The 22,625-nt window shown below is 71.9% G+C and carries 22 protein-coding genes; 12 read left to right on the top strand and 10 right to left on the bottom strand.

The window, feature by feature from the left end; translation table 11 throughout:
- A partial coding sequence (locus tag AB0G15_RS41105; RefSeq protein ID WP_362850938.1) for a helix-turn-helix transcriptional regulator occupies nt 1-319 on the bottom strand: 319 nt, incomplete at its 3' end.
- A 261-nt stretch (nt 320-580) separates the two neighbouring features.
- Between AB0G15_RS41105 and map the strand changes: the two genes are divergently transcribed.
- Nucleotides 581-1,363: a type I methionyl aminopeptidase gene (gene map, locus AB0G15_RS41100; protein ID WP_362850937.1), complete on the top strand. Its 783-nt coding sequence runs from the start codon at nt 581-583 to the stop codon at nt 1,361-1,363.
- A 58-nt stretch (nt 1,364-1,421) separates the two neighbouring features.
- Here the strand turns inward: map and AB0G15_RS41095 are convergent, their stop codons facing one another.
- Together AB0G15_RS41095 and AB0G15_RS41090 are read right to left on the bottom strand one after the other, a co-directional pair.
- Entirely contained in the window at nt 1,422-2,588 is a 1,167-nt protein-coding gene (locus AB0G15_RS41095; protein WP_362850935.1) for an erythromycin esterase family protein, read from the bottom strand.
- A gap of 203 nt (nt 2,589-2,791) precedes the next feature.
- Nucleotides 2,792-3,901, bottom strand: a complete 1,110-nt coding sequence (locus AB0G15_RS41090; protein ID WP_362850940.1) for an epoxide hydrolase family protein — start codon at nt 3,899-3,901, stop codon at nt 2,792-2,794.
- A 113-nt stretch (nt 3,902-4,014) separates the two neighbouring features.
- On the opposite strand from AB0G15_RS41090, the gene AB0G15_RS41085 reads away from it, so the two are divergent.
- The 3 genes from AB0G15_RS41085 (at nt 4,015) to AB0G15_RS41075 (ending at nt 6,589) form a co-directional block, all read left to right on the top strand.
- Nucleotides 4,015-4,494 carry a MarR family transcriptional regulator gene (locus AB0G15_RS41085; RefSeq protein WP_362850933.1) on the top strand — a complete coding sequence of 160 codons (480 nt, stop codon included), beginning with the start codon at nt 4,015-4,017 and terminating at the stop codon, nt 4,492-4,494.
- A 194-nt stretch (nt 4,495-4,688) separates the two neighbouring features.
- Nucleotides 4,689-5,258: a WHG domain-containing protein gene (locus tag AB0G15_RS41080; protein WP_362850932.1), complete on the top strand. Its 570-nt coding sequence runs from the start codon at nt 4,689-4,691 to the stop codon at nt 5,256-5,258.
- Between the two features lie 146 nt (nt 5,259-5,404).
- Nucleotides 5,405-6,589, top strand: a complete 1,185-nt coding sequence (locus AB0G15_RS41075) for a GDSL-type esterase/lipase family protein (RefSeq protein ID WP_362850931.1) — start codon at nt 5,405-5,407, stop codon at nt 6,587-6,589.
- A gap of 116 nt (nt 6,590-6,705) precedes the next feature.
- Here AB0G15_RS41075 and AB0G15_RS41070 read toward each other — a convergent pair whose 3' ends face one another.
- Nucleotides 6,706-7,611: a LysR family transcriptional regulator gene (locus tag AB0G15_RS41070; RefSeq protein ID WP_362850930.1), complete on the bottom strand. Its 906-nt coding sequence runs from the start codon at nt 7,609-7,611 to the stop codon at nt 6,706-6,708.
- A 131-nt stretch (nt 7,612-7,742) separates the two neighbouring features.
- Between AB0G15_RS41070 and AB0G15_RS41065 the strand changes: the two genes are divergently transcribed.
- Nucleotides 7,743-9,050 carry an aspartate aminotransferase family protein gene (locus tag AB0G15_RS41065; RefSeq protein WP_362850929.1) on the top strand — a complete coding sequence of 436 codons (1,308 nt, stop codon included), beginning with the start codon at nt 7,743-7,745 and terminating at the stop codon, nt 9,048-9,050.
- 44 nt (nt 9,051-9,094) lie between these two features.
- Here the strand turns inward: AB0G15_RS41065 and AB0G15_RS41060 are convergent, their stop codons facing one another.
- From AB0G15_RS41060 to AB0G15_RS41050, 3 genes are all read right to left on the bottom strand, one after another.
- Nucleotides 9,095-9,418 (bottom strand): DUF4387 domain-containing protein, encoded by a 324-nt coding sequence (locus tag AB0G15_RS41060; RefSeq protein WP_362850928.1) that lies wholly within the window; start codon nt 9,416-9,418, stop codon nt 9,095-9,097.
- Entirely contained in the window at nt 9,411-10,817 is a 1,407-nt protein-coding gene (locus AB0G15_RS41055) for an acyclic terpene utilization AtuA family protein (RefSeq protein ID WP_362850926.1), read from the bottom strand. Before AB0G15_RS41055 ends, AB0G15_RS41060 begins: the two co-directional genes overlap by 8 nt.
- A 131-nt stretch (nt 10,818-10,948) precedes the next feature.
- On the bottom strand, nt 10,949-11,875 hold the full coding sequence (locus AB0G15_RS41050; protein ID WP_362850925.1) for an MFS transporter: 927 nt from the start codon (nt 11,873-11,875) through the stop codon (nt 10,949-10,951).
- Between AB0G15_RS41050 and AB0G15_RS41045 the strand changes: the two genes are divergently transcribed.
- The 5 genes from AB0G15_RS41045 (at nt 11,793) to AB0G15_RS41025 (ending at nt 17,005) form a co-directional block, all read left to right on the top strand.
- On the top strand, nt 11,793-12,365 hold the full coding sequence (locus AB0G15_RS41045; protein WP_362850924.1) for an FCD domain-containing protein: 573 nt from the start codon (nt 11,793-11,795) through the stop codon (nt 12,363-12,365). The two genes, AB0G15_RS41050 and AB0G15_RS41045, sit on opposite strands and share 83 nt — an antisense overlap.
- 322 nt (nt 12,366-12,687) lie before the next feature.
- Nucleotides 12,688-14,361, top strand: a complete 1,674-nt coding sequence (locus tag AB0G15_RS41040; protein ID WP_362850922.1) for an FAD-binding dehydrogenase — start codon at nt 12,688-12,690, stop codon at nt 14,359-14,361.
- A 228-nt stretch (nt 14,362-14,589) separates the two neighbouring features.
- Complete coding sequence (locus AB0G15_RS41035) at nt 14,590-15,258, top strand: HEAT repeat domain-containing protein (RefSeq protein WP_362850921.1); 669 nt, start codon at nt 14,590-14,592, stop codon at nt 15,256-15,258.
- Nucleotides 15,259-15,264: 6 nt separating this feature from the next.
- Nucleotides 15,265-16,269: a MerR family transcriptional regulator gene (locus AB0G15_RS41030; protein WP_362850920.1), complete on the top strand. Its 1,005-nt coding sequence runs from the start codon at nt 15,265-15,267 to the stop codon at nt 16,267-16,269.
- Nucleotides 16,270-16,399: 130 nt separating this feature from the next.
- A complete protein-coding gene (locus AB0G15_RS41025; RefSeq protein ID WP_362850919.1) occupies nt 16,400-17,005 on the top strand; it encodes a response regulator transcription factor in 606 nt (201 codons plus the stop codon).
- Here the strand turns inward: AB0G15_RS41025 and AB0G15_RS41020 are convergent.
- Nucleotides 17,002-18,861, bottom strand: a complete 1,860-nt coding sequence (locus tag AB0G15_RS41020) for a histidine kinase (protein WP_362850917.1) — start codon at nt 18,859-18,861, stop codon at nt 17,002-17,004. The two genes, AB0G15_RS41025 and AB0G15_RS41020, sit on opposite strands and share 4 nt — an antisense overlap.
- 103 nt (nt 18,862-18,964) lie before the next feature.
- Between AB0G15_RS41020 and AB0G15_RS41015 the strand changes: the two genes are divergently transcribed.
- Entirely contained in the window at nt 18,965-20,080 is a 1,116-nt protein-coding gene (locus AB0G15_RS41015) for an epoxide hydrolase N-terminal domain-containing protein (protein ID WP_362850914.1), read from the top strand.
- Between the two features lie 230 nt (nt 20,081-20,310).
- Here the strand turns inward: AB0G15_RS41015 and AB0G15_RS41010 are convergent, their stop codons facing one another.
- Complete coding sequence (locus AB0G15_RS41010) at nt 20,311-21,735, bottom strand: MFS transporter (protein WP_362850913.1); 1,425 nt, start codon at nt 21,733-21,735, stop codon at nt 20,311-20,313.
- 88 nt (nt 21,736-21,823) lie between these two features.
- Here AB0G15_RS41010 and AB0G15_RS41005 point away from each other — a divergent pair, with 88 nt between their 5' ends.
- A complete protein-coding gene (locus AB0G15_RS41005; RefSeq protein ID WP_362850911.1) occupies nt 21,824-22,432 on the top strand; it encodes a TetR/AcrR family transcriptional regulator in 609 nt (202 codons plus the stop codon).
- On the opposite strand, the gene AB0G15_RS41000 is transcribed toward AB0G15_RS41005, so the two are convergent.
- Nucleotides 22,414-22,625, bottom strand: a 212-nt coding sequence (locus AB0G15_RS41000; RefSeq protein WP_362850909.1) for a hypothetical protein, incomplete at its 5' end; no start/stop codon positions are given. The genes AB0G15_RS41005 and AB0G15_RS41000 overlap by 19 nt on opposite strands.

The following is a 22,625-nucleotide window of genomic DNA, read 5'->3' as shown; positions in this document are numbered from 1 at the left end:
ACTTCACGGCGGGCGCCTCGATGTCCCAGCAGATCGTCTTCGACCTGCTGACCAACACCCTGGAGGCGGCGAAGGAGCTGAAGACCGACAAGGCCCACACCGCGTCGAGGGAAAGACCGAGGACCTCGGCGATCGCCGCGATGGTCGGGAAGGCGGGGGTCGCCACGCGGCCCGACTCGATCTTTCGAAGGGTCTCCGGCGAGACACCCGCATCCAGCGCGGTCTCGAGCATGGAGCGCTCCCCCCTGGCGCGACGCAACAGGGCACCGAGACGCTGTCCGCGCTCGACCTCCGCGGGTGTGAGCGGCAACCTGACCATGGCTCCGATTCTAGGGCCTGCACAAGGCCGGGATCGGAGGGATCCGCTTTCGGCGGGACCCCGGCGGCAACCTCGCGGGCACTCATCCACGCGGAATCCACGCGGAGCCGCCTGGCGGGTCCGACGCCGTCGGCCCACGTGTCCGAAGCCGTCTGGCGGGTCCGACGCCGTCGGCCCACGTGAGGATCCGAAGTCCGTACCGATCCCAGCACCGGGATAATATGGCCGGGATAGTTATTGGTTGCGCGAGAAGGGCGCCGCATGATCGAGATCTTGAACCCCACCGAAGTCACCCGGGCGAGGGAGGCAGGTGCCCTGGTCGCCGACATTTTGCAGACGCTGAAAAGCCGCAGCACGGTCGGCACGAGCCTCCTGGACATCGACCGGTGGGCCAAGACCATGATCTTCGAGGCAGGCGCGCTGTCCTGTTACGTCGACTACGAGCCGTCCTTCGGACGCGGGCCGTTCGGCCACTACATCTGCACGTCGGTCAACGACGCCGTGCTCCACGGGCTGCCGTACGACTACACGCTCGCCGACGGCGATCTGCTGACACTCGACCTCGCCGTCTCCAAGGGCGGAGTCGCCGCAGACGCCGCCGTCAGCTTCGTCGTGGGCGAGTCAAGGCCCCCGGAGAGCGTCGCGATGATCAGCGCGACCGAACGCGCGCTGAGCGCGGGGATAGCCGCGGCCGGACCCGGGGCTCGCATCGGTGACATCTCCCATGCCATCGGCTCGGTCCTCAGCCAGGCGGGATACCCGATCAACACCGAGTTCGGAGGTCACGGCATCGGATCGACGATGCACCAGGGCCCGCACGTTTCGAACACCGGACGGCCCGGCCGCGGGTACCAACTGCGCCCCGGGCTGCTGCTGGCACTGGAGCCGTGGGTCATGGCGGACACCGACCAGCTCGTCACCGACGCCGACGGGTGGACGCTCCGAAGCGCGACGGGCTGCCGGACGGCACACAGCGAGCACACGATCGCCATCACCGACGACGGGGCTGAGATCCTCACCCTGCCGAAGCAGGCGCGACCGTGAGGCCGGCGGCGTGATCGATGCGCGTGCGCGTCAGCACGGTCTGGCGCGCACGCGCCCGTCAACCCAGCTTTTTCAGCCGGACGGCCTGCTTGAGGAAGACGATGCCGTCGATCGTGCCGAGCTGGGCCGGGTCCAGCGGGAAATAGGCGAAATCGTGGGAGGTGCGCGGGACGGGTTTCGTGACGGCCTCGGCCAGGCGGCGGGCGTCGAGGAGGGAGTGCTCCCACGGGAGCGTCGACAGGAGGCCCTCGACGGTGTCCGGGGGCGGGATGTCGTCGCCGACCGTGCCGAGGGCCGAGGCCAGGAAGGCGTACCGGTCCCCCAGGTGCGTCGCGGTGATCGCCCCCGCGCTCCACCACTCCAGCGTCTGGTCGCCGAACCGCATGAGGCTCTCGTTCCGCTGCAGGTGGAGGTTGGAGGCGAAGACCAGGGCCGGGCCGCGCTCGGCGACGGCACGCAGGTTGGCGGCCATCATCGCGTCCCGCAGGGCCGACAGGCGGCCCCACCGCGCCGGGGACGCGTCGGCCATCCAGTAGTGGTAACGGAGCAGGCCGACGGCGGTGCGCCCGTACAGTGCCGCCCGTTCCCTGTCCTCCGCGCCCAGCCGCGGCACCTGCGTCTCCAGCAGCGCCACCAGGTCGTCGGCGATCAGCCGCAGCCGCTGGGCGTCGGCGGACCGGCCGATCGACAGGGACGGGTCCATGGCCGTGGCCTCGTCCTCCCACTGCTCGTCCGGGCCCAGCAGCGTGTCGAGGGTCTCCCCGGTACAGGGCAGCGGGCCTTCGAGGAGGTCGTACAGGGCGGTGAGCGCCTGGCGGGGACTCGCCGCCCAGTACTCCAGGGGGCCGTCGAACCCGAAGAACCGGAGCTTTTCTTCATGCTCGTCGTTGTACGCGCGCATCCAGCGCACGAGCTCGCGGTTGGCCGGGAAGGTGCCGAAGTCGTGGCTGAAACCGCGTTCCATGACGTCGTCGAGCGTGCCCGCGCCCGTCGTGAGGTAGTCGTCGACCACGAGGCCCATGAGGCAGTCGCTCTCGATGGCGAACGACCGGTAGCCCTCCTGCTCGACCAGATGCCGGAAGATCTCGTTGCGCAACTCGCCCAGCTCCCCCACGAAGTGCCTGGCCTCGCCCAGGCCGAGCAGCAGGGGTTCGGCGGGAAGCGACCGCAGGAACGCCGAGACGCCCTCGCCATCGAGCGGCCGGGCCATGTCCTTGATATCCATGCCTTCAACGGTATCGTTGAACACTCGGTGTAAACTTTTCGCCGAAAATCGCCGATCCCATCGTGACGAACCTTCAATCGGCGATGTATCCATGAGGCCCGGGGGCCCGGCGCGCGAGCATGACCTGTCCCCCGGGCGATCAGGAACCTCGAGGACGCCGGCATCGCGCCCGCCGCCGGACGCGCCGTCCGCGGCTGTCGTACCTAGCGGGTGGCGACGTGCCGGGCGTGCTCGAGGCGGGTGAGGAAGAAGTCCCGGACGTCCCCGGCGAGCAGGTCGGGTACCTCCATCGCGGCGAAGTGGCCACCCCGCTCGAACTCCGACCAGTGCCTGATGTCGTACAGCCGCTCGGCCAGCGGTCGCACCGACTGTGTGATGTCGTGCGCGAACACCGCCACGCCGACCGGCACCTGGCACGGCACGGGCCGCCCCCGCGGAGCATCGTGGTGCAGCCGCGCCGAGGAGGCCGCGGTGGCGGTCAGCCAGTACAGCGAGACGCCGGTGAGCATCCGCTCGTCACTGATCTGCGAGCGGGGGTCCGTCCAGTGCGCGAAGCGCTCGGCGATCCAGACCAGCTGGCCGACCGGCGAGTCGGTCAGCGCGTAGCCGATGGTCTGGGGGGTGAGGGCCTGCAGCGCCTGGTACGGCGGACGATTCGCCATCAGCTGCCGGACCTTGTCCAGCCGGGCCTCGTCCGTTGCGGACAGCTGGATGCCGGCGTCCGGGACCGGGCGGGTCGGCAGGTAGTTGACGTGCACCCCGATGACCCGCTCGGGTGCCACCGCGCCGAGCGCCAGGGAGATGCCCGCGCCGAAGTCGCCGCCCTGCGCGCCGTAGCGCTCGTACCCGAGACGGCCCATCAGCTCGGCCCAGGCCCGCGCGATCCGGACGGCGTCCCAGCCGCGCTCGTGGGTCGGCCCGGAGAAGCCGTACCCCGGGATGGACGGGATCACCAGGTGGAAATCGCGCGACAGCGGCTCGACGACGTCGAGGAACTCCAGGAACGAGCCGGGCCAGCCGTGGGTGAGGATCAGCGCGAGCGCGTCCGGCTTCGCGGACCGGACGTGGACGAAGTGGATGTTCTGGCCGTCGATCTCGGTGGTGAAGTGCGGGAGCTCGTTGAGCCCGGCCTCGTGCTCGCGCCAGTCGTAGCGGGTGCGCCAGTGCTCGGCGAGCTCCTTCAGCCGCGCCAGCGGGAAGCCGTAGTCCCATCCGGCGTCGGCGACCTCGTTGGGCCAGCGAGTGCGGGCGAGCCGGTCGGCCAGGTCGTCGAGGTCGGCCTGGGCGATGTCGATGCGGAACGGCTTGATCATGGTCTCAGCTCCGGGGAGATTCATTTACCGACTGAATGTTAATATGACTAACGTTTACTCAGCGAACGATAGCACAATCATTAGCGCGCCGAACGACTTGCTAGACTCGGCGCATGGAGAACCCGCCCGAGGAGGCACCCGCCCAGTGGGAGAGCCTGCCCAGCTGGCTGCTCGGCCAGACCGCCCACCACTCGCACCGCCTGGTGAGCGAGGGCTTCTCCTCCGTCGGCGCCCGCGGGTACCACTACCGCCTGCTGGCGACGCTGGAGAGGTCCGGCCCGGCCAGCCAGGCCACACTGGGCCGCCGCAGCGGCATCCACCTCAGCGACATGGTCGCGACGATCAACGAACTCGCCGAGCGCGCGCTGGTCGAGCGCGCCCCGGACCCCTCCGACCGGCGGCGCAACGTCATCTCGCTGACCTCGGCGGGCAGGCGGCAGCTGCGGCGGCTGGAGAAGCGACTGGCCGAATGCCAGGACGAACTGCTGGCTCCGCTCTCCCCCGAGGAGCGACAGGGGCTGACCGAGCTGCTGTCCAAACTGCTGGATCACCACAACCGGCGAACCGGCACCCCCGAAGAACCGTGGCGCTGACCGGACCCCGGGTCCCGGCCCTGTCACCGGCCCCGGCCGCTCCGGCCAGGTGACCGGACACGGTCCGAGGCCGGGCAGGACCCTCGGGGTTCCCGTCGATGCGGTCTTCGGCGGCCAATCCCCAAAAGCAAGGTCGATTTGCCTAAAGGTATTAGGCAAATACATAATCGACTCTGCCGAATGAGGGGAGGGCCATGGCACGCGCAGGACTGACCACCGAACGCCTGACCCGGGCCGGGGCGGAACTGGCCGACGAGGTCGGCTTCGACCAGGTGACCGTCTCCGAGCTCGCCAGGCGGTTCGACGTCAAGGTGGCGAGCCTGTACTCGCATCTGAGGAACTCCCAGGAGCTCAAGACCAGGATCGCCCTGTTCGCCCTGGAGGAACTCGCCGACCGGGTCGCCGCCGCCCTGGCCGGGCGGGCCGGCAAGGACGCCCTGGCCGCCTTCGCCAACGTCTACCGCGACTACGCCCGGCAGCATCCCGGCCGCTACGCCGCCGCCCAGCTGAGGCTGACTCCCGAGGAGGCGGCCGCCAGCGCCGGCGGCAGGCACGCCCAGATGACGCGGGCGATCCTGCGCGGCTACGACCTGGGGGAACCGGACCAGACGCACGCGGTCCGGCTGCTGGGCAGCGTCTTCCACGGCTACGTCAGCTTGGAGATGGGGGGCGGGTTCAGCCACAGCGCGCCCGACACGCAGGAAACCTGGTCACGGGTCCTGGACGCCCTCGACGCCCTGCTGCGGAACTGGCCCGCGCCCTGACCCGGGCTCCCCCACCCGCCCTGGCCCTGGCTCCCCCAGCCGGGTGCCGCCGGCCGCGCGGCGAGCCGGAGGACCGGCGAACCGGCGAATTCCAACAATCCAAACAATCCGAACACTCCGAAAACTTCGATCAACAGGTTGAGACCATGGACACCACGCCCGGCTGGATCACCACGCCCATCACCGCGGACCTCCTGCGCGGCGCGCTCGACCTGCAGGACACCGCGCACGGTGTGCTGCCGCACCGGCTGCCCGCCCGTGCCCGCGCCCAGTACGCCGACGGGCAACTCGCCATGGCGGAGTCCCAGCCCTCCGGGGTACGGCTGGTCTTCCGCACCCGGGCCACCGCCGTCGAACTGGACACGCTGCCCACCAAACGGGCCTACGTCGGTGCCCCGCCCCGCCCGGACGGCGTGTACGACCTGCTCGTCGACGGCCACCTGGCCGGCCAGGCCGGCGTGACCGGCGGCAACACCCTGACCATGGACATGACCACCGGGACCGTCGAGCACCGGCCCGGCCCGGCCGGCACCCTCCGCTTCACCGGCCTGCCCGACCGGGTGAAGGACGTCGAGATCTGGCTGCCGCACAACGAGACCACCGAACTCATCGCCCTGCGCGCCGACGCCCCCGTCGAGCCCGCACCGGACCGGGGCCGCAAAGTGTGGCTGCACCACGGCAGCTCGATCAGCCACGGCTCCGACGCCGCGAGCCCCACCACCACCTGGCCCGCGCTCGCCGCCTCCCTCGGCGGCGTGGAACTGATCAACCTGGGCCTGAGCGGCAGCGCCCTGCTCGACCCGTTCACCGCCCGTGCCCTGCGCGACACCCCCGCGGACCTGATCAGCCTCAAGATCGGCATCAACCTGGTCAACACCGACCTGATGCGCCTGCGCGCCTTCACCCCGGCCGTCCACGGTTTCCTCGACACCATCCGCGACGGCCACCCCGGCACACCGCTGCTGGTCGTCTCGCCCATCCACTGCCCCATCCACGAGGACACACCCGGTCCCAGCGCCCCGGACTTCACCGACCTCGGCGCCGGGCGGCTGCGGTTCCGGGCCACGGGCGACCCGGCGGAGCGCGCGAGCGGGAAACTGACCCTGGGCGTCATCCGGGACGAGCTGGCCCGGATCGTGGAGCGACGGGCGGCCGAGGATCCGAATCTGCACTATCTCGACGGCCGCGACCTCTACGGGGAGGCCGACTTCGCCGAGCTGCCGTTGCCCGACGAACTCCATCCGGACGCCGCCACCCACCGCCGCATCGGCGAGCGCTTCGCCAAGCTCGCCTTCACCGCCGGCGGCTCCTTCACCGGTCACCGCTCCTGAACCCTCACCGATCACCGTTCCCGAACCGGCGGTTTTCGCCGCGCCGGCGCACCCCGAGCCCGCGGGAGCCGGCCCGGCCGGCTCCCGCGGAACGGCAGGCGACAGGAGGCGTCGCGCTACGCCGGTTCCGCCTCATGGGCGCTGTCGCGAAGCTGTGCCACCGCGCGGGCGACGAGGTCGCCACGGCGCCGATCCCGGTGGGCGTGGACGACGACGCGCCGCAGGACGGCGGGGCGGACCACGGGCCTGGCGACCACTCCGCCGGGGAGCTCGGCGACGGCCAGTCGCGGCAGGACGGTGACGCCGATGCCCGCCTTCACCAGCCGCAGCGCCGCCCGGTGATCGTCCAGGCGGGCGGCGTAGCGCGGCGTGAATCCGGCGGCCCCGCAGGCGGTCACGATGATCTGCCCGATCGGGCTGTCGTAGATGTCGTGATCTATCCAGGGCTCGCCTTCGAGGTCCCGGAGAGCGACTTCGCCGGCGTCGGCGAGAGGGTGGGCGCCGGGGAGCACGGCGAGGAGCTCCTCGACGAGGAGTTCGTGACGCCGGTAGCCGTCGAGGTGCACTCCGGCTCCGCCCGCGGGCTCGGTGCGGATGTCGAGGTCGGGGCGTCGGCGGCCACGCCCGTCGACGGGTTCGTTGAGGCTGATCTCGACGGTGAGGTTCGGCTGGTGGCGGCGAACGGTCCACACGACCTCCGGGATCCACCGCTCGGCCGCGGAGGCGAAGCAGGCGATCGCCAGATGCTGCGCCTGACCGCCCCGGAGGTCCGCGACGACCCGTTCGAGGCGTCCGAAGTCGGCCAGGAGCGACTGAGCCTGATCCGCCAAGTGCCGCGCGGCGTCGGTGGGGGTGATGCCGCGTCCCTGCTTCTCGAACAGGACCAGCCCGGTCTCCCTGGCCAGGGTGGTCATGTGCTGGCTGATCGTCGCGGGAGAGTAGCCGAGGTTCCGCGCCGCTCTGCCGATCGACCCGGCTGCCAGGACCGCGCGCAGGATCGCGAGACGTTGCGGGTTGAGCATGGCACCAAAGGTAAGGCAATGCCGAACGGTGAGCCGCTTTTGTTTGCTTGTTCCGAGCTTTGCGGGCGGTGGAGGATGGCATCGAGCAGGACATCCGACGTCGTCTCGGGCGCGGTGAGAGAGGGTTGGCGATGGACACGACGTTCTGGGACGAGGCGGACCGCCTCCTGATCCGTTACGGAGCCGGTTTCACCCCGCGGATCATCGAACGCGCCCGTGGCGCGTACGTCTTCGATCACCGGGGCACGCCGATCCTCGACTTCACCTCGGGGCAGATGAGTTCCATCCTCGGCCATGGGCACCCCGACATCGTGGCGACGGTCTCGTCCGCGGTCGCGTCGCTGGACCACCTCTTCAGCGGCATGCTCAGCGCTCCCGTGCTGGAGCTCGCCCGCAGGCTCACCGCGACCCTGCCCCCGCAGCTCGGCAAGATGCTGCTGCTCACCACGGGAGCCGAGGCGAACGAGGCCGCGATCAAGATGGCCAAGCTCGCCACCGGCCGCTTCGAGATCGTCTCCTTCGACCGCTCCTGGCACGGCATGACCCAGGGGGCCGCCGCCGCGACCTTCTCCGCCGGGCGGCGCGGCTACGGTCCCCCGATGCCGGGAAACCTCGCGCTGCCCACGCCGAACGCCTATCGTTCGCCGTTCCGGTCCCGCGACGGCTCCCACGACTGGGAGGCCGAGCTCGACTACGGCTTCGCCCTGGTCGACCGGCAGTCCGCCGGGAGTCTCGCCGCCTGCCTCATCGAGCCCATCCTGTCCTCAGGCGGGCTCATCGACCTGCCGCCCGGGTATCTGCGGCGCCTCAAGGCGATGTGCGACGAGCGCGGCATGCTGCTCATCCTGGACGAGGCGCAGACCGGTCTCGGCCGCACCGGAACGATGTACGCGTTCGAACGCGACGGAGTCGCCCCCGACATCCTGACGCTGTCGAAGACCCTGGGAGCCGGGTTGCCGGTGGCGGCCGTCGTCACGACCGCCGAGATCGAGCAGGTCTGCCACGACCGGGGTTTCCTCTTCTACACCACCCACGTCTCCGACCCCCTGGCGGCCGCCGTCGCGTTGACGGTCCTCGACGTCATCGACCGCGAGAACCTCGTCCGGCGTGCCGCGACGCTGGGCGATCAGCTCACCGGCCGGCTGCTGGCGCTTCGCGACGACTACGAGGTCGTCGGTGACGTCCGCGGCCGTGGCCTGCTCCAGGGCGTCGAGCTCGTCAGGGACAAGAAGAGCAAGGCGCCCGCCGACGCGCTGGGCAGCGCGATCACCTCGGCCTGTCTCGAACGGGGCCTGCACATGAACATCGTCCAGCTACCCGGGATGGGTGGCATCTTCCGCATCGCCCCGCCCCTCACGATCGGGGAGGACGAGCTGCACGCCGGCGTGGACATCCTCCAGGCGTCCCTCAAAGCCGTGCTCGACGCCGCGGCCAGGTGACGCCGCACCGGTGGGCGCCGCCGATGGCGCCGCCGTGCGGGCTCTCACCCGGGCACGAGCGCCGCCAGGGGGACGTGGTGCTGGCCCGCGTGGATGTCCCGGTCGCGCAGGCTGCCCTGGGCCACCGGCCGGGGAAACGAGATCTTCACGACGTTGAGGGCGGGGATGCGGAAGATCTGGATGTTCGCCGGGTCCAGGTCGTACAGCCGCGCGACGACCTCCTCGTTGACGAAGTCCTCGTCGGCGACGGTCGCGTAGTCCTCCGCCGTGCGCATGAACAGCTCCATGGTGACCCAGAACGGGCCGGCGTTCTTCGAACGGACCTCCAGGGCCAGTTCGCCCAGCGTGGGCCTGCGGTCGTCAGTCACGGGAGCCGTCCTCGGCGATCTCGATGCGGAACATGTCGGTGGGCTCGTCGACGTCCACGACGTGGTTGAGCACGAACTGGTAGGCGGGGCCGCGCTCGCTCTCGGCCGGCGAGGTGGCGAAGGCCAGGCTGGGCAGGTGGTTCATGTCGGGAGTCGGGAGATGCAGCATCAGCGGATTCGCGATCTTGGCGATCGCGGTGGCCGTGGCCTGGTCCGGGGCATTGACCAGCATCATCACCCCGACCTCCCGGGGCGGCCCGGACGCCGGGTCGATGCTCCCCAGCACGGCGTTGTAGCCGTAGGGGCGGATGTCCACGGCGTACTCGCAGGGTTCGAGATCCAGCGTCTGCCGCACGCGGCCGGCGAGGATCTCGTACATCAGCGCGACCCACTCCTCGATCCGGGCGAGGATGTGCGGATCCCGGATGGCGGTGAAGGACATGGTCTCGTAGCCGGTGACGCGGGCTCCCTCGAGTTTGATCGTGTACTGGTCGGCGAGCTCGAAGCGTGACCCCTCCACGCGCACCCGGCGGTCGTCCAGCGCGGTGTAGACGGCGTCGGAGACGACCAGCGTGCCCGCCGGCTCCCGCATCTCGAACGGGTCGACCGTCTCGTAGAGCATGTGCGCCGCCACCGACGTCGGGGTGCACGCGGCGGCCGGGTCCAGCGGCTCGACGGTGAAGCCGCCCCGGTCGACGGTGGCCAGGACACCGCCGGTGCGCGGGTTGGTGGTGCACTGCCCGCCACATTCGATGATCTTGGAAGCGTGCCAGGTGGGGCCCGCCGGCATGCCCTTCGTCAACGGGTACGCGGCGGCGACGGCGGTGTCGGTGGCCCGGCCGGCGAGCACCACGTCGGCCCCGGCCTCCAGGGCCACCACGATGGGTTCGTGGCCCATCATGCCGACGATGTGGCTGCAGCCGTCCAGCGTGGCGGCGTCCAGTTCGCCCATCGGCGCCAGGGGGTGGATCCGTCCCTCGTCGAGCCTCTCCTTCAGGGCGGCGGCCGTCTGCTCGCTGTAGATGCGGGCGACCCTCAGCTCCAGGCCCTCCTCCCGCAGGATCCCGCCGACGATTCCGGCGACCCAGTCGACGCCGGAGTCGGTGCCGCTCGTACCGCACGAGCCGACGATCAGCGGGATGCCGGCGCCGGCCGAGGCCCGCAGCAGGATCCGCAGGTCACGGGCGACGGCCGCGGCGGTCGTCTTCGCCGTCCCCGAGCCCAGGTAGTACGGCCCTGAGTCGGTGGAACCGCCGTCGACCGCGATCACGTCGGCCCCGAGCGCGACCCCCCGGTCGACCGTCTCCGGCGGGAACCCCGCCCCGAGCATCCCGGTGGGAACCAGGATCCTGACCGCCTCCCCCGGAACGCGATCCCCGGCCGCGAACGTCCTCGTCATGTCGTCCTCATCTCATTGGTGGTCACTGGTCGTACCGCAGGTCCCGCGACACGCGGGTCACGCCGCCGCGGCCAGCAGCGGGGCCATCGTGTACTCGGCCACGGCGTTGGCGTTGACGCCGGGCAGGTTGCTCACCGGCCGCCCTCCCCCTCGACGGCCGCGCGGCCCTCCTCCTCGACGGCCGCGCGCCGGAGCCGGTCGACCCGGACGACCAGCAGTACGGCGACGACGGCCAGGACGGCGATGTGCAGGAGCATCGGACGCCATCCGGTGACGTCGACCGCCAGGCCGACGAGGGCCGGGCCGGCGAATCCCCCGCCGGCCCATCCGACCGTGTACAGGCCGGTGTAGGCGCCCAGGACGCGGCTCGAGGGAGCCAGGTTCCACAGCACGACGACCGCGTTGATCACGAATCCGGCGGCGCCGGCCGCCGCGAGGCACAACGCCACGACGGTGACCGCCGGGGTCTGCACGACGGCCCCGAGGAGCGCGCCCGCGCCGAAGACCGTTATCCCGGCGGCCATGACCCGCAGCCGCCCGAACCGTTCGGCGAGCAGCGCGGCGGGGAAGGCGGCGAGGATGAAGGCGATCCCGCTCGGCAGCGTCAGCCCGCCCGCCTCGCCGTCGGACAGGCCGAGGACCTCCACCCCGTAGGGGGTCATCAGGGAACGCGAGGCGAACCACGCTCCCCCGAAGACGAACACGGCGACGATCAGCAGGAGCCGGCGCCGGTCGGGGTCGAACACCAGGTCGCCGACGACGGTCCTCAACCTGGTCCTGGCATCCGTGCCGCGCGGCCCGGTGGCCGCCGACGCCTCGTCCTCCGCGAGGGCGGCCCGGTAGGCCGGCGAGCGGCTGTCGCGCACCCGCCAGACGAGCACCGCCGCCGCCACCAGCATGAGGCCGGAGGGAACGGCGACGGCCAGCTTCGGGTGGTCGTCGACCAGCAGCAGGCTGACCAGCGCGGCCACGACGGTGGTCAGCGCTGACGCGATCTTCACGACGGCGTTGGCCCGGCTCCGGCGCACGGGCCCCCGGACCGTCGTCGTGGCCGACATCGCCGAGCGCGCCATCGACGACCTCGCCGAGGTCGAGATAGGGCTGCGGGGCCTGGTGGCCCGGTTCGCGGCCAGAAACGCCACCCCCGAACAGCTGGACGCCCTCGACGCGATCCTCGACGCCGCCGACGACCTGCTGATCGTCAGCGTCACCCGGCACCGCAACGGCGAGAACGTCGACCGGCACGTCAGCGCGCTGCTCGACCGGATGCAGGAGTTCAACGAGGCGGTGAACGCCTGCGCGGCCAACCCGATGCTGATCCGGCTCCTCGAACAGTCCCAGGTCTTCTCCCAGCCCGAGCGCCGGGCCCTGCGCCTTGAGAAGATCGCCGCGGACGACAGCTTCGGCCTGGACCGCTACGCCGGTCACCGCGCGCTGGTGCGCGCCCTGCGGCAGGGCGACTCGGCGACCGCGGAACGGCTGGTCGTCGAGGACGCCCAGGGCGGGCTGGCGGCACTGAGAGCACGACCGCGCGGGGAAAACCGGTGACGGCGCACTCGTACCGGATCGCCGTGATCCCCGGCGACGGGATCGGCACGGAGGTCGCCCCCGACCACGTCTCGCTGCGGGGCGGCCTCCGCAGTTCCGCCGCACGTCCGACCAGTACGTCAACCTGCGCCCCTGCCGGCTGATGCCGGGGGTCCGCAGCCCCCTGGCGGACCGCCGTCCGGGTCCGCCGCCATGCGGTGATCGAGCCGGTCATGCAGTGAACGCAGTGATCAGGCCGGTTACGTAGTGATCAGGCGGTCGCCTTACCATCGACACGCCCCCTGACGGGACCGACGGGGTGCTTGAGCAAGGGAGTACCGCCATGGACGCGGACGTCATCATCGTGGGTGCGGGCCTGGCCGGGCTGGTCGCGGCGCAGCAGCTGACCGGCCAGGGCCGGAAGGTGGCACTGGTGGACCAGGAGAACGCCGCCAACCTGGGAGGGCAGGCGTACTGGTCCTTCGGCGGGCTGTTCCTCGTGAACTCGCCCGAGCAGCGCCGCCTGAGGGTGAGGGACTCCTTCGAGCTGGCATGGAGCGACTGGCAGGCCAGCGCCGGGTTCGACCGCCTGGAGGACGAGGACCTCTGGGCGGAGCGCTGGGCCCGCGCCTACGTCGACTTCGCCGCGGGCGAGAAGCGGTCCTGGATAGACGCCCAGGGCATCAAGCTGACGCCGGTGGTGGGCTGGGCGGAGCGCGGCGGCCTGCGCGCCGACGGTCACGGCAACTCCGTGCCCCGCTTCCACGTGGCCTGGGGCACCGGAACGGGCGTGGTGGGCCCGTTCATGCGCGCCGCCGAGCAGGCGGCCGAAGCGGGACTGCTCACGTTCCACCACCGCCACCGGGTCGACGAGCTCGTCGTCCAGGACGGCGCCGTCACCGGGGTGCGTGGCAGTGTCCTGATGGACGACTCCTCGCCACGGGGAGTGTCCTCCAGCCGCGAGGTGACGGGGTCCTTCGAGCTGACGGCGCAGGCGGTCATCGTCACCAGCGGCGGGATCGGCGCCGACCACGACCTGGTGCGCCGCTACTGGCCCCGGCGGCTGGGCACCGCCCCGCAGCACATGATCACGGGTGTGCCCGCCCACGTCGACGGGCGGATGCTGGCCATCAGCGCCACGGCGGGGGCCCGGATCGTCAACGAGGACCGGATGTGGCACTACACCGAAGGCGTGCGCAACTGGGACCCCGTCTGGCCCGGGCACGCGATCCGGATCCTGCCCGGACCGTCGTCGATGTGGTTCGACGCGCTGGGCCGCCGCCTGCCGGCCCCGTACCTGCCCGGCTACGACACCCTCGGCACCCTCAAGTACCTGCGCACCACCCCCGACATCGCCGGATACGACCACTCGTGGTTCATTCTCACGCAGAAGATCCTCGAGAAGGAGTTCGCGCTGTCGGGCTCGGAGCAGAACCCCGACATCACCGGCGGAGACCGCAGGGCGGTGCTGCGCAACCGGGTCTTCGGCAAGGGCGCGCCCGCTCCGGTGGACGCCTTCAAACGGCGCGGCGCGGACTTCGTCGTCGCCGCCACGCTGGAGGAGCTGGTGGCGAAGATGAACGGCCTGACCGACGAACCACTGCTCGACGCCGGCGAGCTGCGCCGCCAGATCGTGGCCCGCGACCTGCAGATCGGCAACCCCTACAGCAAGGACGCCCAGGTGCAGGGCATCCACAACTCACGCCGCTTCCTCGGGGACCGGCTCAGCCGCACCGCCACCCCGCACCGCATCCTGGACCCGCAGGCCGGCCCGCTGATCGGCGTCAAGCTCCACGTCCTGACGCGCAAGAGCCTCGGCGGCATCCAGACCGACCTCGACTCCCGCGCCCTCGGCGCGGACGGCACCCCCATCAGCGGCCTGTACGCCGCCGGAGAGGCGGCCGGATTCGGCGGCGGCGGCGTGCACGGCTACAACGCCCTGGAGGGCACCTTCCTCGGCGGCTGCCTGTTCTCCGGCCGCCAGGCCGGCCGCGCCGCCGCCCAGGCGGTCGCGTGAGACGCCCGGCTCTCACGTGAGACGCCCGGCTCTCACGTGAGACGGCCGGGCCCAAGTCGCGTGAGAAGGCCGGGCCCCGACGGCCGCCGGCCGGGTCCGCGCTCGCCGGAGTGACCCGGCAGGCACCGAACCCGGTCGTCCGGAGGGCGCCCGGTGATCTCGCGGCGCGTCCCCGCTTGACCTTGACACGGTGACAAGGTCTTCACTGGGGCCGAGGAGGTGGTCCCGATGACCATGCAGAAACAGGACACGGACCTGATCCGGGCCTTCCGGGGGCTGGAGGACGACAACCCGTCGGTGCGGCTGCGGGCGGCGATGGCGGCCGGCACGACCCCCGACCCGCGGTTCGTCGGCGAGCTCATCGAGCGATGCGCGATCGAACCCGAGTTCTACGTACGCGACATGCTCACGTGGGCCCTCACCCGACACCCGGCGTCGACGACGGTCCCGGCGCTTCTCGACGAGGTCGGCTCGCAGCGCGCCCAGGCACGGAGCCAGGCGTTGCACACGCTGTCCAAGATCGGGGATCGGCGGGCGTGGCCGGCGATCACGCGGGCGCTGCTGTCCGACGCCGACGACGAGGTGGCGCGAAGCGCCTGGCGGGCGGCGGTCGTGCTCGTGCCCGAAGGCGAGGAGCCCGAGCTGGCCGTAGTGTTGTCGGCACAGCTCGGACGCGGCGGGCGGGAGACGCAGCTGAGCCTCAGCCGGGCGCTGATCGCGCTCGGCGAGGTGATCCTGCCGGCTCTGCGCGCCGCGACGACGGATCCCGACCCCCGGGTGCGCGCGCACGCGACCGCCACGGAACGGCTGTTGCGCGACCCGGACGCCGGGTTCGAGTTCGCGATCGAGCAGGCGAAGCGCGTCGTGGCCCTGGGCGGGAGCGGCCAGGAGGAGTGACAGGCAGTGTTGATCGGTGATGTGGCACGACGGTCCGGGGTCAGCGCCCGCATGCTCAGGCACTACGACTCGCTCGGCCTGGTGCGGCCGACGGGCCGTACCGGCGCCGGCTATCGGGAGTACTCCGGCGAGGACATCCGGCGGATCTTCCATATCGAGAGCCTGCGGTCGCTGGGGCTGTCGTTGCGTGAGGTCGGGCGCGCGCTCGACGACCCCGGCTTCACGCCCTCGGCGCTCGTCGACGACCTCATCCGCCGGACACGAGAACGCATCGCCGGTGAGACGGAGCTGCTCACGCGACTGCGCCGGATCGATGCCGCCGAACCGGCCGGCTGGGAGGACGTCCTCCAGACCGTCGCCCTCCTGCAGGCGCTGGGCTCGAAGAGCGCCGGGAAGCGCCAGCGCGCGGCCCTGTCCTCGGTCGAAGAGGTCTCGGTGCCGGTGGAGGCACTGGTCGAGGCGGCGCTGAGCGAGACGGACCCGAACGTCGCCGGAGCCCTCCGATGGGCTCTGGCGCAGTCGGGCGACGGCGGGCCGGCGCTGCTGGCGGAGGGCCTCGGCTCACCGGCGGCCGAGGTGCGCGAACGTGCCGTCCGGTCCATCGCCGAGATCCCGGACGGTGCGGCGACCGCGCTGCTGCGGGACGCCCTCGCCCACCCCGACATCGTGGTCCGCAGGTACGCCGCTCTGGCGCTCGGGGTACGTGGAGTGGCCGAAGCGGTCCCGACCCTCATCGACATGGTCGTCGAGGGGACGAACGACGTCGACGCGGCCGACGCGCTGAGCGCGCTGGCGAGTCGCCCGGCGTCGGCGGAGCGGATCGCCGCCGGCCTCGTCGACCGCCTCGCCCACGGCACCGCCGAACCGCCCGCACGCCTGCGGCTGACCCAGGCGCTCGCGGACATCCCGGGAATCACGGCATCACGCGCCCTCGCCGACCTGTCACATGACAAGGACCGTGCCGTCGCGCTCACCGCGACGTACATTCTCGGGATACGCGAAGCACGGTGACGGATCTCCCCCGAGCCTCCGTCGTGCCCGGTGCCCGGCCGTCACCGGTCACCGCCGGCCGGCCGGTGGTCGATCCGCCCGGAACGCCGGCGCGCCGACGATGGCACTATCCTCTGGCAAGGGGTGTCGGATGATCAGAGTGCTGCTGGCGGAGGATCTGCGGATCCTGCGGGAGGCGCTGGCCGGGCTGCTGCGGCTCGAGGGTGACATCGAGGTCGTGGCGGAGGTCGAGCACGGCGACGCGATCGTGCCCACAGCCCTGGACCGTCGGCCCGACGTCGCGGTGATCGACATCGAGATGCCCCGCATGGACGGCCTGGACGCCGCCGCCGAGCTGCATCGCCTGCTCCCCGGCTGCAGGACCCTGATCCTGACCGCCGTCGGCAGGCCGGGCAACCTGCGGCGCGGGATCAGCGCGCGGGTGTCCGGCTTCATCCTCAAGGACTCGCGGCCCGAGGACCTGGTGGCGGCGATCCGCACGGTGGCCGCGGGCGGGCGGGTCATGGATCCACAGCTGGCCTACACCACCCTGGACATGCCGGAGAACCCGCTCACCGACCGCGAGCAGGACGTGCTCCGCCTGACGGCGGGCGGCGCGACCCCCCGGGAGGTCGCCGGGCGGCTCCACCTGACGTACGGCACCGTCCGCAACTATCTGGCCTCCTCGGTGACCAAGCTGGACGCGCGCAACCGGGTCGACGCCATCCGCATCGCCACCGAGGCGGGCTGGCTCTAGAGGGGCACCTCGGCGGTGAGCACGAACAGGTCGCCCTCCGGCCCGGCCACCAGCCGCCCCCCGGCTTCCACGGCGCGCTCGGCCAGATTGTCCAGTCCGGTCCCCCGCCGCGCGGACGGCTCGGGCCGCCTGCCGAGGCCGTCGTTGGACACGCGGAGCCGTACCATGCCGTCCTGGCGCGCCGTCTCGACCCGGGCGAGCCCGGCGCGGGAGTGCCGCACGACGTTGGTCACGGCCTCACGCAGCACGGTGGCCAGCAGCGTGTCGGCGCCGGCGGGCAGCGGCACCGCCACGTCGGCCGACAGCCTGACACCGGCGGCCTCCAGCAACGAGCGGGCGGCGGCCAGTTCGTCGGCGAAGACCAGCCGGGCGGGCGGGCCGGTGATGGCACGCACCTCGCCCAGGGTCCGCCGCGCGACGGGCAGCAGCTCGCGTACCTCCTGGCGCGCCCGGCCGGGGTCGGACTCCAGGAGCCGGGCGGCGAGCTCGCCTTTCAGGACGATCGCCGAAAGACCGGACCCCAAAAGGTCGTGGACGTCCCTGGCGACCCGCAGACGGGCCTGCTGCACGGCCATCCGGGCGAGCCGGTCCCCGGTCTCGTTCAGACGCCTCGTCACCTCGGGCAGGCGGCACAGCGAGTAGGCGGAGGCGGCCCCCATGACGAGCCCGGACAGCCAGTACAGGCGGCTGGTGATGGGGTCCGGGTCCGGGAGGAGCGCCAGGCCCAGCAGGCTCAGCCCGCCGACGACCAGTGACGGGCGCGGCCGCATCCGCACCATCGCGGCACCGACCGCCAGGAAGGCGGGGGGTATCAGCGCCAGGCCGTACATCGCGACGCCGGCGGCCAGGAGGAGCGCGTGCGCCGACAGGGTCCACGGCCAGGCGCGCGGGGCGGACGCGTCGCGGCGGGGTGCGCCGTGGTAGAGCTGCAACCCGCCGGAGACGACCAGCACGGCGACCGCCACCGCCCATCCCGCCGTGCCGGGAGAGCGGTTCTGGGTCAGGTTGGCGAGCGTGATGGCCGTGTAGTTGACCACGACGAGGAGCAGGGTCCACCAGGCGAACCGGAACATGACCGGGACCGGCGCGCTTTCGGCCGGACCGGGGGCGGGAAGGGTCCGCCGGTGGGTGTCGGCGATCTCACGGGCGGCCGCCAGTGACCGCCGGGCCCGCCGTACGACCCCGGTCAGGCCCGTCCAGATCTCGTCGGGCCGGAGAACACGGGCCGTTCCGGTGGCCTCGGGGCCCGCCGTCATGGCGGCGCCGAGGCCGCGGACCGAGTCCACGATGGCCAAGAGGTCCGCTCCGATGGTCTCGCCCAGCCTGTCGACGGTGTCCAGGCGGTCCCTGGCCACCGCGAGCTCGGCGAGCCGGCGGCGTTGCGCGCTCGCCAGCCGTACCCGATCGGCGAGCACCACCAGCGCGAACAGGGTGAGCCCGACGTTCAGATCGGTCACCGTCCGCGCGGCGACGGCCACGGCGTCCTGGTAGTACAGGTACGAGATGCCGGTGTCGGCGGCCACCACCAGCGCGAACAGCAGCCAGGACGCGGGAGCGGCCAGGGTCAGCAGCACGGCCGAGCCCAGGACGCCCGCGACCGGACCCCAGATGTCTCCGACGACGAGGAAGGACCCGAAGGTGAGCACCGCCTCCACCGCCACCAGCGGGCCGGGGCGTGTCCTTTCGCGCAACACCAGCAGGCCGTGCACCGCGATCAGCGCGACGACCAGGAGAGCCGCGGTCACCCTGTGCGGCGAGCCGGCGGCGGAGTGGACGATCTGACCGAGCCTGCCGCCGAGCAGGGCGAGCAGCATGACCGCGACCAGTGCCCGCGCGGCCTGCGGTTCCAGCTTCATACGCCCCCTGTGCACAATGCATGACAAGGACATGCATGCTGCGGATCCGTCCGGTGCACCGGACACTGGTGACCGCCGTGGCCGGATCGGCAGGATGAACGCCATGACAGACAACACCGCAATCCGGCCCTATCGCATCGAAGTATCACAGGCCGACCTTGACGATCTCCAGGAGCGGTTGCGGCGCACCCGCTGGACACCCGAGATCCCGGGGGCGAACTGGAGCCGCGGCGTGCCCGTCGACTATCTCAAGAGGCTGGCCGGCCACTGGGCCCGCGACTTCGACTGGCGCGCGGCCGAGGCCGACCTGAACCGGTGGCCGCAGTTCACCACCGAGATCCAGGGCCAGACCGTCCACTTCAAGCACATCCGCTCCGAACGCCGGGACGCCAAGGCGCTCCTGCTCCTGCACGACAACCCCGGGGCGACGATAGGCCTGCTCGACGTCCTCGAACCGCTGTCACGCGACTTCCACCTCGTCGTGCCCGCCATGCCGGGCTTCGGGTTCTCCAGCCCGCTCACCACCACCGGCTGGACCGTCAAGCGGACCGCGGCGGCGTTCGCCGAGCTGATGGAAAGGCTCGGCTACGACCGGTACGGCTCGCACGGCGGCGGTGGCGGCGCGAACCTCTCCGTAGAGCTCGGCCGCCAGGTTCCCGACCGGCTGATCGGCCTGCACGTCAACGCCTACGTGGCCTTCCCCGGTGACGACCTCGAGGGCCTCACCGAGACCGAGCAGGCGCGGATGGCGACCATCCAGCGGTTCATGCAGGACGGGTTCGGGTTCAACGTCATCATGTCGACCAGGCCCCAGACCATCGCGTACGGCCTGCACGACTCGCCCGTCGGCCAGCTGGCCTGGGTGGTGGAGAAGTTCAAGGAATGGACCGACCCGAAGTCGGAACTGCCCGAGGACGCCTTCTCCCTCGACCGCGTCCTCACCGACGTCAGCGTCCAGTGGTTCACCGGCACCTCGGGATCGATCGCGCAGAGCTACTACGACGTGGCCCACGACCCCGGAGCCTGGGGGCCGAAGGAGCGGGTGACCGTCCCCACGGCGTGCGTGGTCACCCCCGGCGACGTCACCGTCCGCCGTTTCGCCGAGCGCGACACGACGGTGACACGGTGGACGGAGTTCGACAAGGGCGGCGCCTATGTCGCGCTGGAGCAGCCCGACATGCTGGTCGCGGACGTACGGGAGTTCTTCGCCGGTCTCTGACCCGGCCGGCCGGGGCACCGCGCGGCGCCCCGGCCCCCGCACGTGAGGCCTCGAACGCCTGCCCGGACCCGGGATCCGGGCGGGGTGAGCGTGCCGTGGCGGCTCAACCGGTCTCGGGACCGGCGGACAGGCCCGGAAGCCGGGAAACCGGCCACGACCATCGAGGCCACCTGGCGGGCGGAGACCGGACGGATGCGGAAACCGCTCGACCGGCGCTGGGCCACGCCCTCTCAGGGAGTTCCCGCATCCGGCCCTCCGGACCCGGTGCCGGCCCGGCCGGGCGTCAGGACGGCGGCCACGAGGGCCGCGGCACCTGCGGCGACCGCGGCGAGGACGTAGCCGCCGGTGAACCCCGAGAGCGTGTCCCCGATCAGGCTGGCCGCCGCGACGCTGGAGACGGCGGCGGCTCCGATGGAGGCGCCGAACTCGTGGAACGTGCTGACGATGCCGGAGGCGACGCCGGACTCGTGCGGGGCCACCTGGCCCAGAGCGGTCGCCGAGGCGACGACGAACAGCGCGCCGGTCCCGGCGGCCGCGAGCGCCGTACCCGCCACCACGGTCGCGGTGTGCATCGACAAGGCGGGCACGGCCATGCCGGCCGCGGCGACGAGCAATCCGGCCACGGCGAGCCGGCGCGCCCCGGCCCGGGCGATGGCCCGGCCGGTGAGGTCGGCCCCGAGCATCGTCGCCGCCGCGACCGGGAGGAACAGCAGACCGGTCTGCAGGGCGCCGAAGCCCTGGGCGTGCTGGAAGTAGAACGTGCCGAGGAAGAACACCGCGATCATCAGCGCCGTCGCCATCACGATGAGGAACGTGCCGGTGGCCACCGGGCGCCGGACCAGCAGCGCGACGTCCATCAGGGGCGACCTCGCGGTCTTCTGCCTGGCCACGAACGCCAGATAGCCCATCGCGGCCGCCAGCAGGAGCCACCCGGTCGTGGCGGTGAGCCACCCGTGGTCCCCGGCACGAGTGATCGCGTAAATCACGGCACCGGACGAGGCGGTGACCAGCAGCGCACCGAGCACGTCAAGCCGGGCTCCGGGCGCGGCCACGCCGTGGTCCGGCAGCATCCGGGCAAGAGCGGCAAGGATCACCAGCCCGATGGGCACGTTGACGTAGAAGACCCACGGCCAGCCCGGGCCCGCGGTGAGCAGTCCCCCCAGCAGCACGCCGAGAGCCGCGCCCCCACCGCCGAGCGCGGACCAGATGCCGAGCGCCTTGTTCCGCTCGTCACCGTCGAACAGGGTCACCAGCAGCGACAGGGCCGACGGAGACAGCAGCGCCGCGCCGAGTCCCTGCGCGATGCGGCCGCCCAGCAGCATGCCCGCGGAGTCGGCGAACCCGGTCACCGATGACGCCACCGTGAAGATCAGCAGGCCGGCGAGGACCACTCGCCTGGCCCCGACCAGGTCGGCGAGCCGCCCGCCCAGCAGCATCAGGCCGCCGAACGTCAACGTGTACGCGCTGACCGTCCATGTCAGCGCCTCACGGCTCAGGCCCAGGTCGGTCTCGATGTGCGGGAGCGCGATGGCCACGACCGTGACGTCAAGGATCAGCATCAGCTGGGCCACCCCGAGGAAGGCCAGGATGCGCCATCGCGACGGATGAGCCGGGCTGTCCGGCGGAGATGGTTCGTGGATCTCATGGTGCGTCACCGAGAGCCTCCGGCTAACTCGTATGGTTGTGTACGACTTCGAGCCGTGAGAGTAACACGTATATCCGCGTACGAGTTAAGGTGGTGGCATGCCTACCGTCTCTGCCGGTCCGCGCCGGCGCGCGGACGCCGAACGCAGCATCGCCCGCATCGTCTCCGCGGCACGCGAACGCCTGAGCAGCGATCCGGACGCGAGCGTCGACGACATCGCCAAGGCCGCCGGAGTGGGCCGGATGACGCTCTACGGCCACTTCCGCACCCGGGCGGAACTCGTCGAGGCCGCGCTGGTCGACGCACTGCGCGCCGGCGAGGAGGCGCTGTCGTCCGTCGATCTCACCGGGAACGCACGAGACGCCCTGGCCCGGCTGCTCGACTCCAGCTGGTCCCTGGTCGCCGAGTCCATGGCGTTGTCGGGCGCCGCACAGAAAGCCCTTCCCGCCGGACGCGTCCGCGAGCTGCACGCCGCCCCCGCGCGGCGCGTCGAAGAGCTCATCCGCCGCGGCCAGGACGACGGCGTGTTCCGCACCGACCTGCCGATCTCCTGGCTGATCAATGTCCTGCACTACATCCTGAAAGGCGCCGCGGAGGAGAGTCGCGCCGGGCGCATGGAGACGGGCGAGGCCGCCCGGGTCGTCATCGCGACGGCACAGGCGATCCTGGTCGCCGCCCCGCCGGACTCTCACGCGTCACCGAGGTAGCGCGCCGCCCCGCGCGCCCGGCGGGCGGGGCCGTGGCCGCCGGTGCCGCGCCGACCCCGCTGCTCATGCGCACGCCGCACCGGCCGGCGCGAACGCGGCCGGAGAAGCCCCAGCCGGCCGGCGTGTGACGGTTCCGGGGTGATGCCGCCGCTGCCGGTCGACGATCCCGAGGTGCCGCGCTGGGAGGAGAAGT

This window comes from Streptosporangium sp. NPDC023825, assembly GCF_040639575.1.
Lineage (GTDB): Bacteria > Actinomycetota > Actinomycetes > Streptosporangiales > Streptosporangiaceae > Streptosporangium.
Note: the sequence above shows the minus strand (reverse complement) of the source record. Positions and strands in the feature narration are given on the sequence as shown.

Coding starts and splice junctions, on each gene's coding strand:
- AB0G15_RS41035 (WP_362850921.1), top strand. CDS start 14,590: ATGACCATGCAGAAACAGGACACGGACCTGATCCGGGCCTTCCGGGGG.
- AB0G15_RS41020 (WP_362850917.1), bottom strand. CDS start 18,861: ATGAAGCTGGAACCGCAGGCCGCGCGGGCACTGGTCGCGGTCATGCTG.
- AB0G15_RS41080 (WP_362850932.1), top strand. CDS start 4,689: ATGGCACGCGCAGGACTGACCACCGAACGCCTGACCCGGGCCGGGGCG.
- AB0G15_RS41005 (WP_362850911.1), top strand. CDS start 21,824: ATGCCTACCGTCTCTGCCGGTCCGCGCCGGCGCGCGGACGCCGAACGC.
- AB0G15_RS41095 (WP_362850935.1), bottom strand. CDS start 2,588: ATGGATATCAAGGACATGGCCCGGCCGCTCGATGGCGAGGGCGTCTCG.
- AB0G15_RS41065 (WP_362850929.1), top strand. CDS start 7,743: ATGGACACGACGTTCTGGGACGAGGCGGACCGCCTCCTGATCCGTTAC.
- map (WP_362850937.1), top strand. CDS start 581: ATGATCGAGATCTTGAACCCCACCGAAGTCACCCGGGCGAGGGAGGCA.
- AB0G15_RS41075 (WP_362850931.1), top strand. CDS start 5,405: ATGGACACCACGCCCGGCTGGATCACCACGCCCATCACCGCGGACCTC.
- AB0G15_RS41050 (WP_362850925.1), bottom strand. CDS start 11,875: ATGTCGGCCACGACGACGGTCCGGGGGCCCGTGCGCCGGAGCCGGGCC.
- AB0G15_RS41085 (WP_362850933.1), top strand. CDS start 4,015: ATGGAGAACCCGCCCGAGGAGGCACCCGCCCAGTGGGAGAGCCTGCCC.
- AB0G15_RS41070 (WP_362850930.1), bottom strand. CDS start 7,611: ATGCTCAACCCGCAACGTCTCGCGATCCTGCGCGCGGTCCTGGCAGCC.
- AB0G15_RS41015 (WP_362850914.1), top strand. CDS start 18,965: ATGACAGACAACACCGCAATCCGGCCCTATCGCATCGAAGTATCACAG.
- AB0G15_RS41090 (WP_362850940.1), bottom strand. CDS start 3,901: ATGATCAAGCCGTTCCGCATCGACATCGCCCAGGCCGACCTCGACGAC.
- AB0G15_RS41025 (WP_362850919.1), top strand. CDS start 16,400: ATGATCAGAGTGCTGCTGGCGGAGGATCTGCGGATCCTGCGGGAGGCG.
- AB0G15_RS41040 (WP_362850922.1), top strand. CDS start 12,688: ATGGACGCGGACGTCATCATCGTGGGTGCGGGCCTGGCCGGGCTGGTC.
- AB0G15_RS41055 (WP_362850926.1), bottom strand. CDS start 10,817: ATGACGAGGACGTTCGCGGCCGGGGATCGCGTTCCGGGGGAGGCGGTC.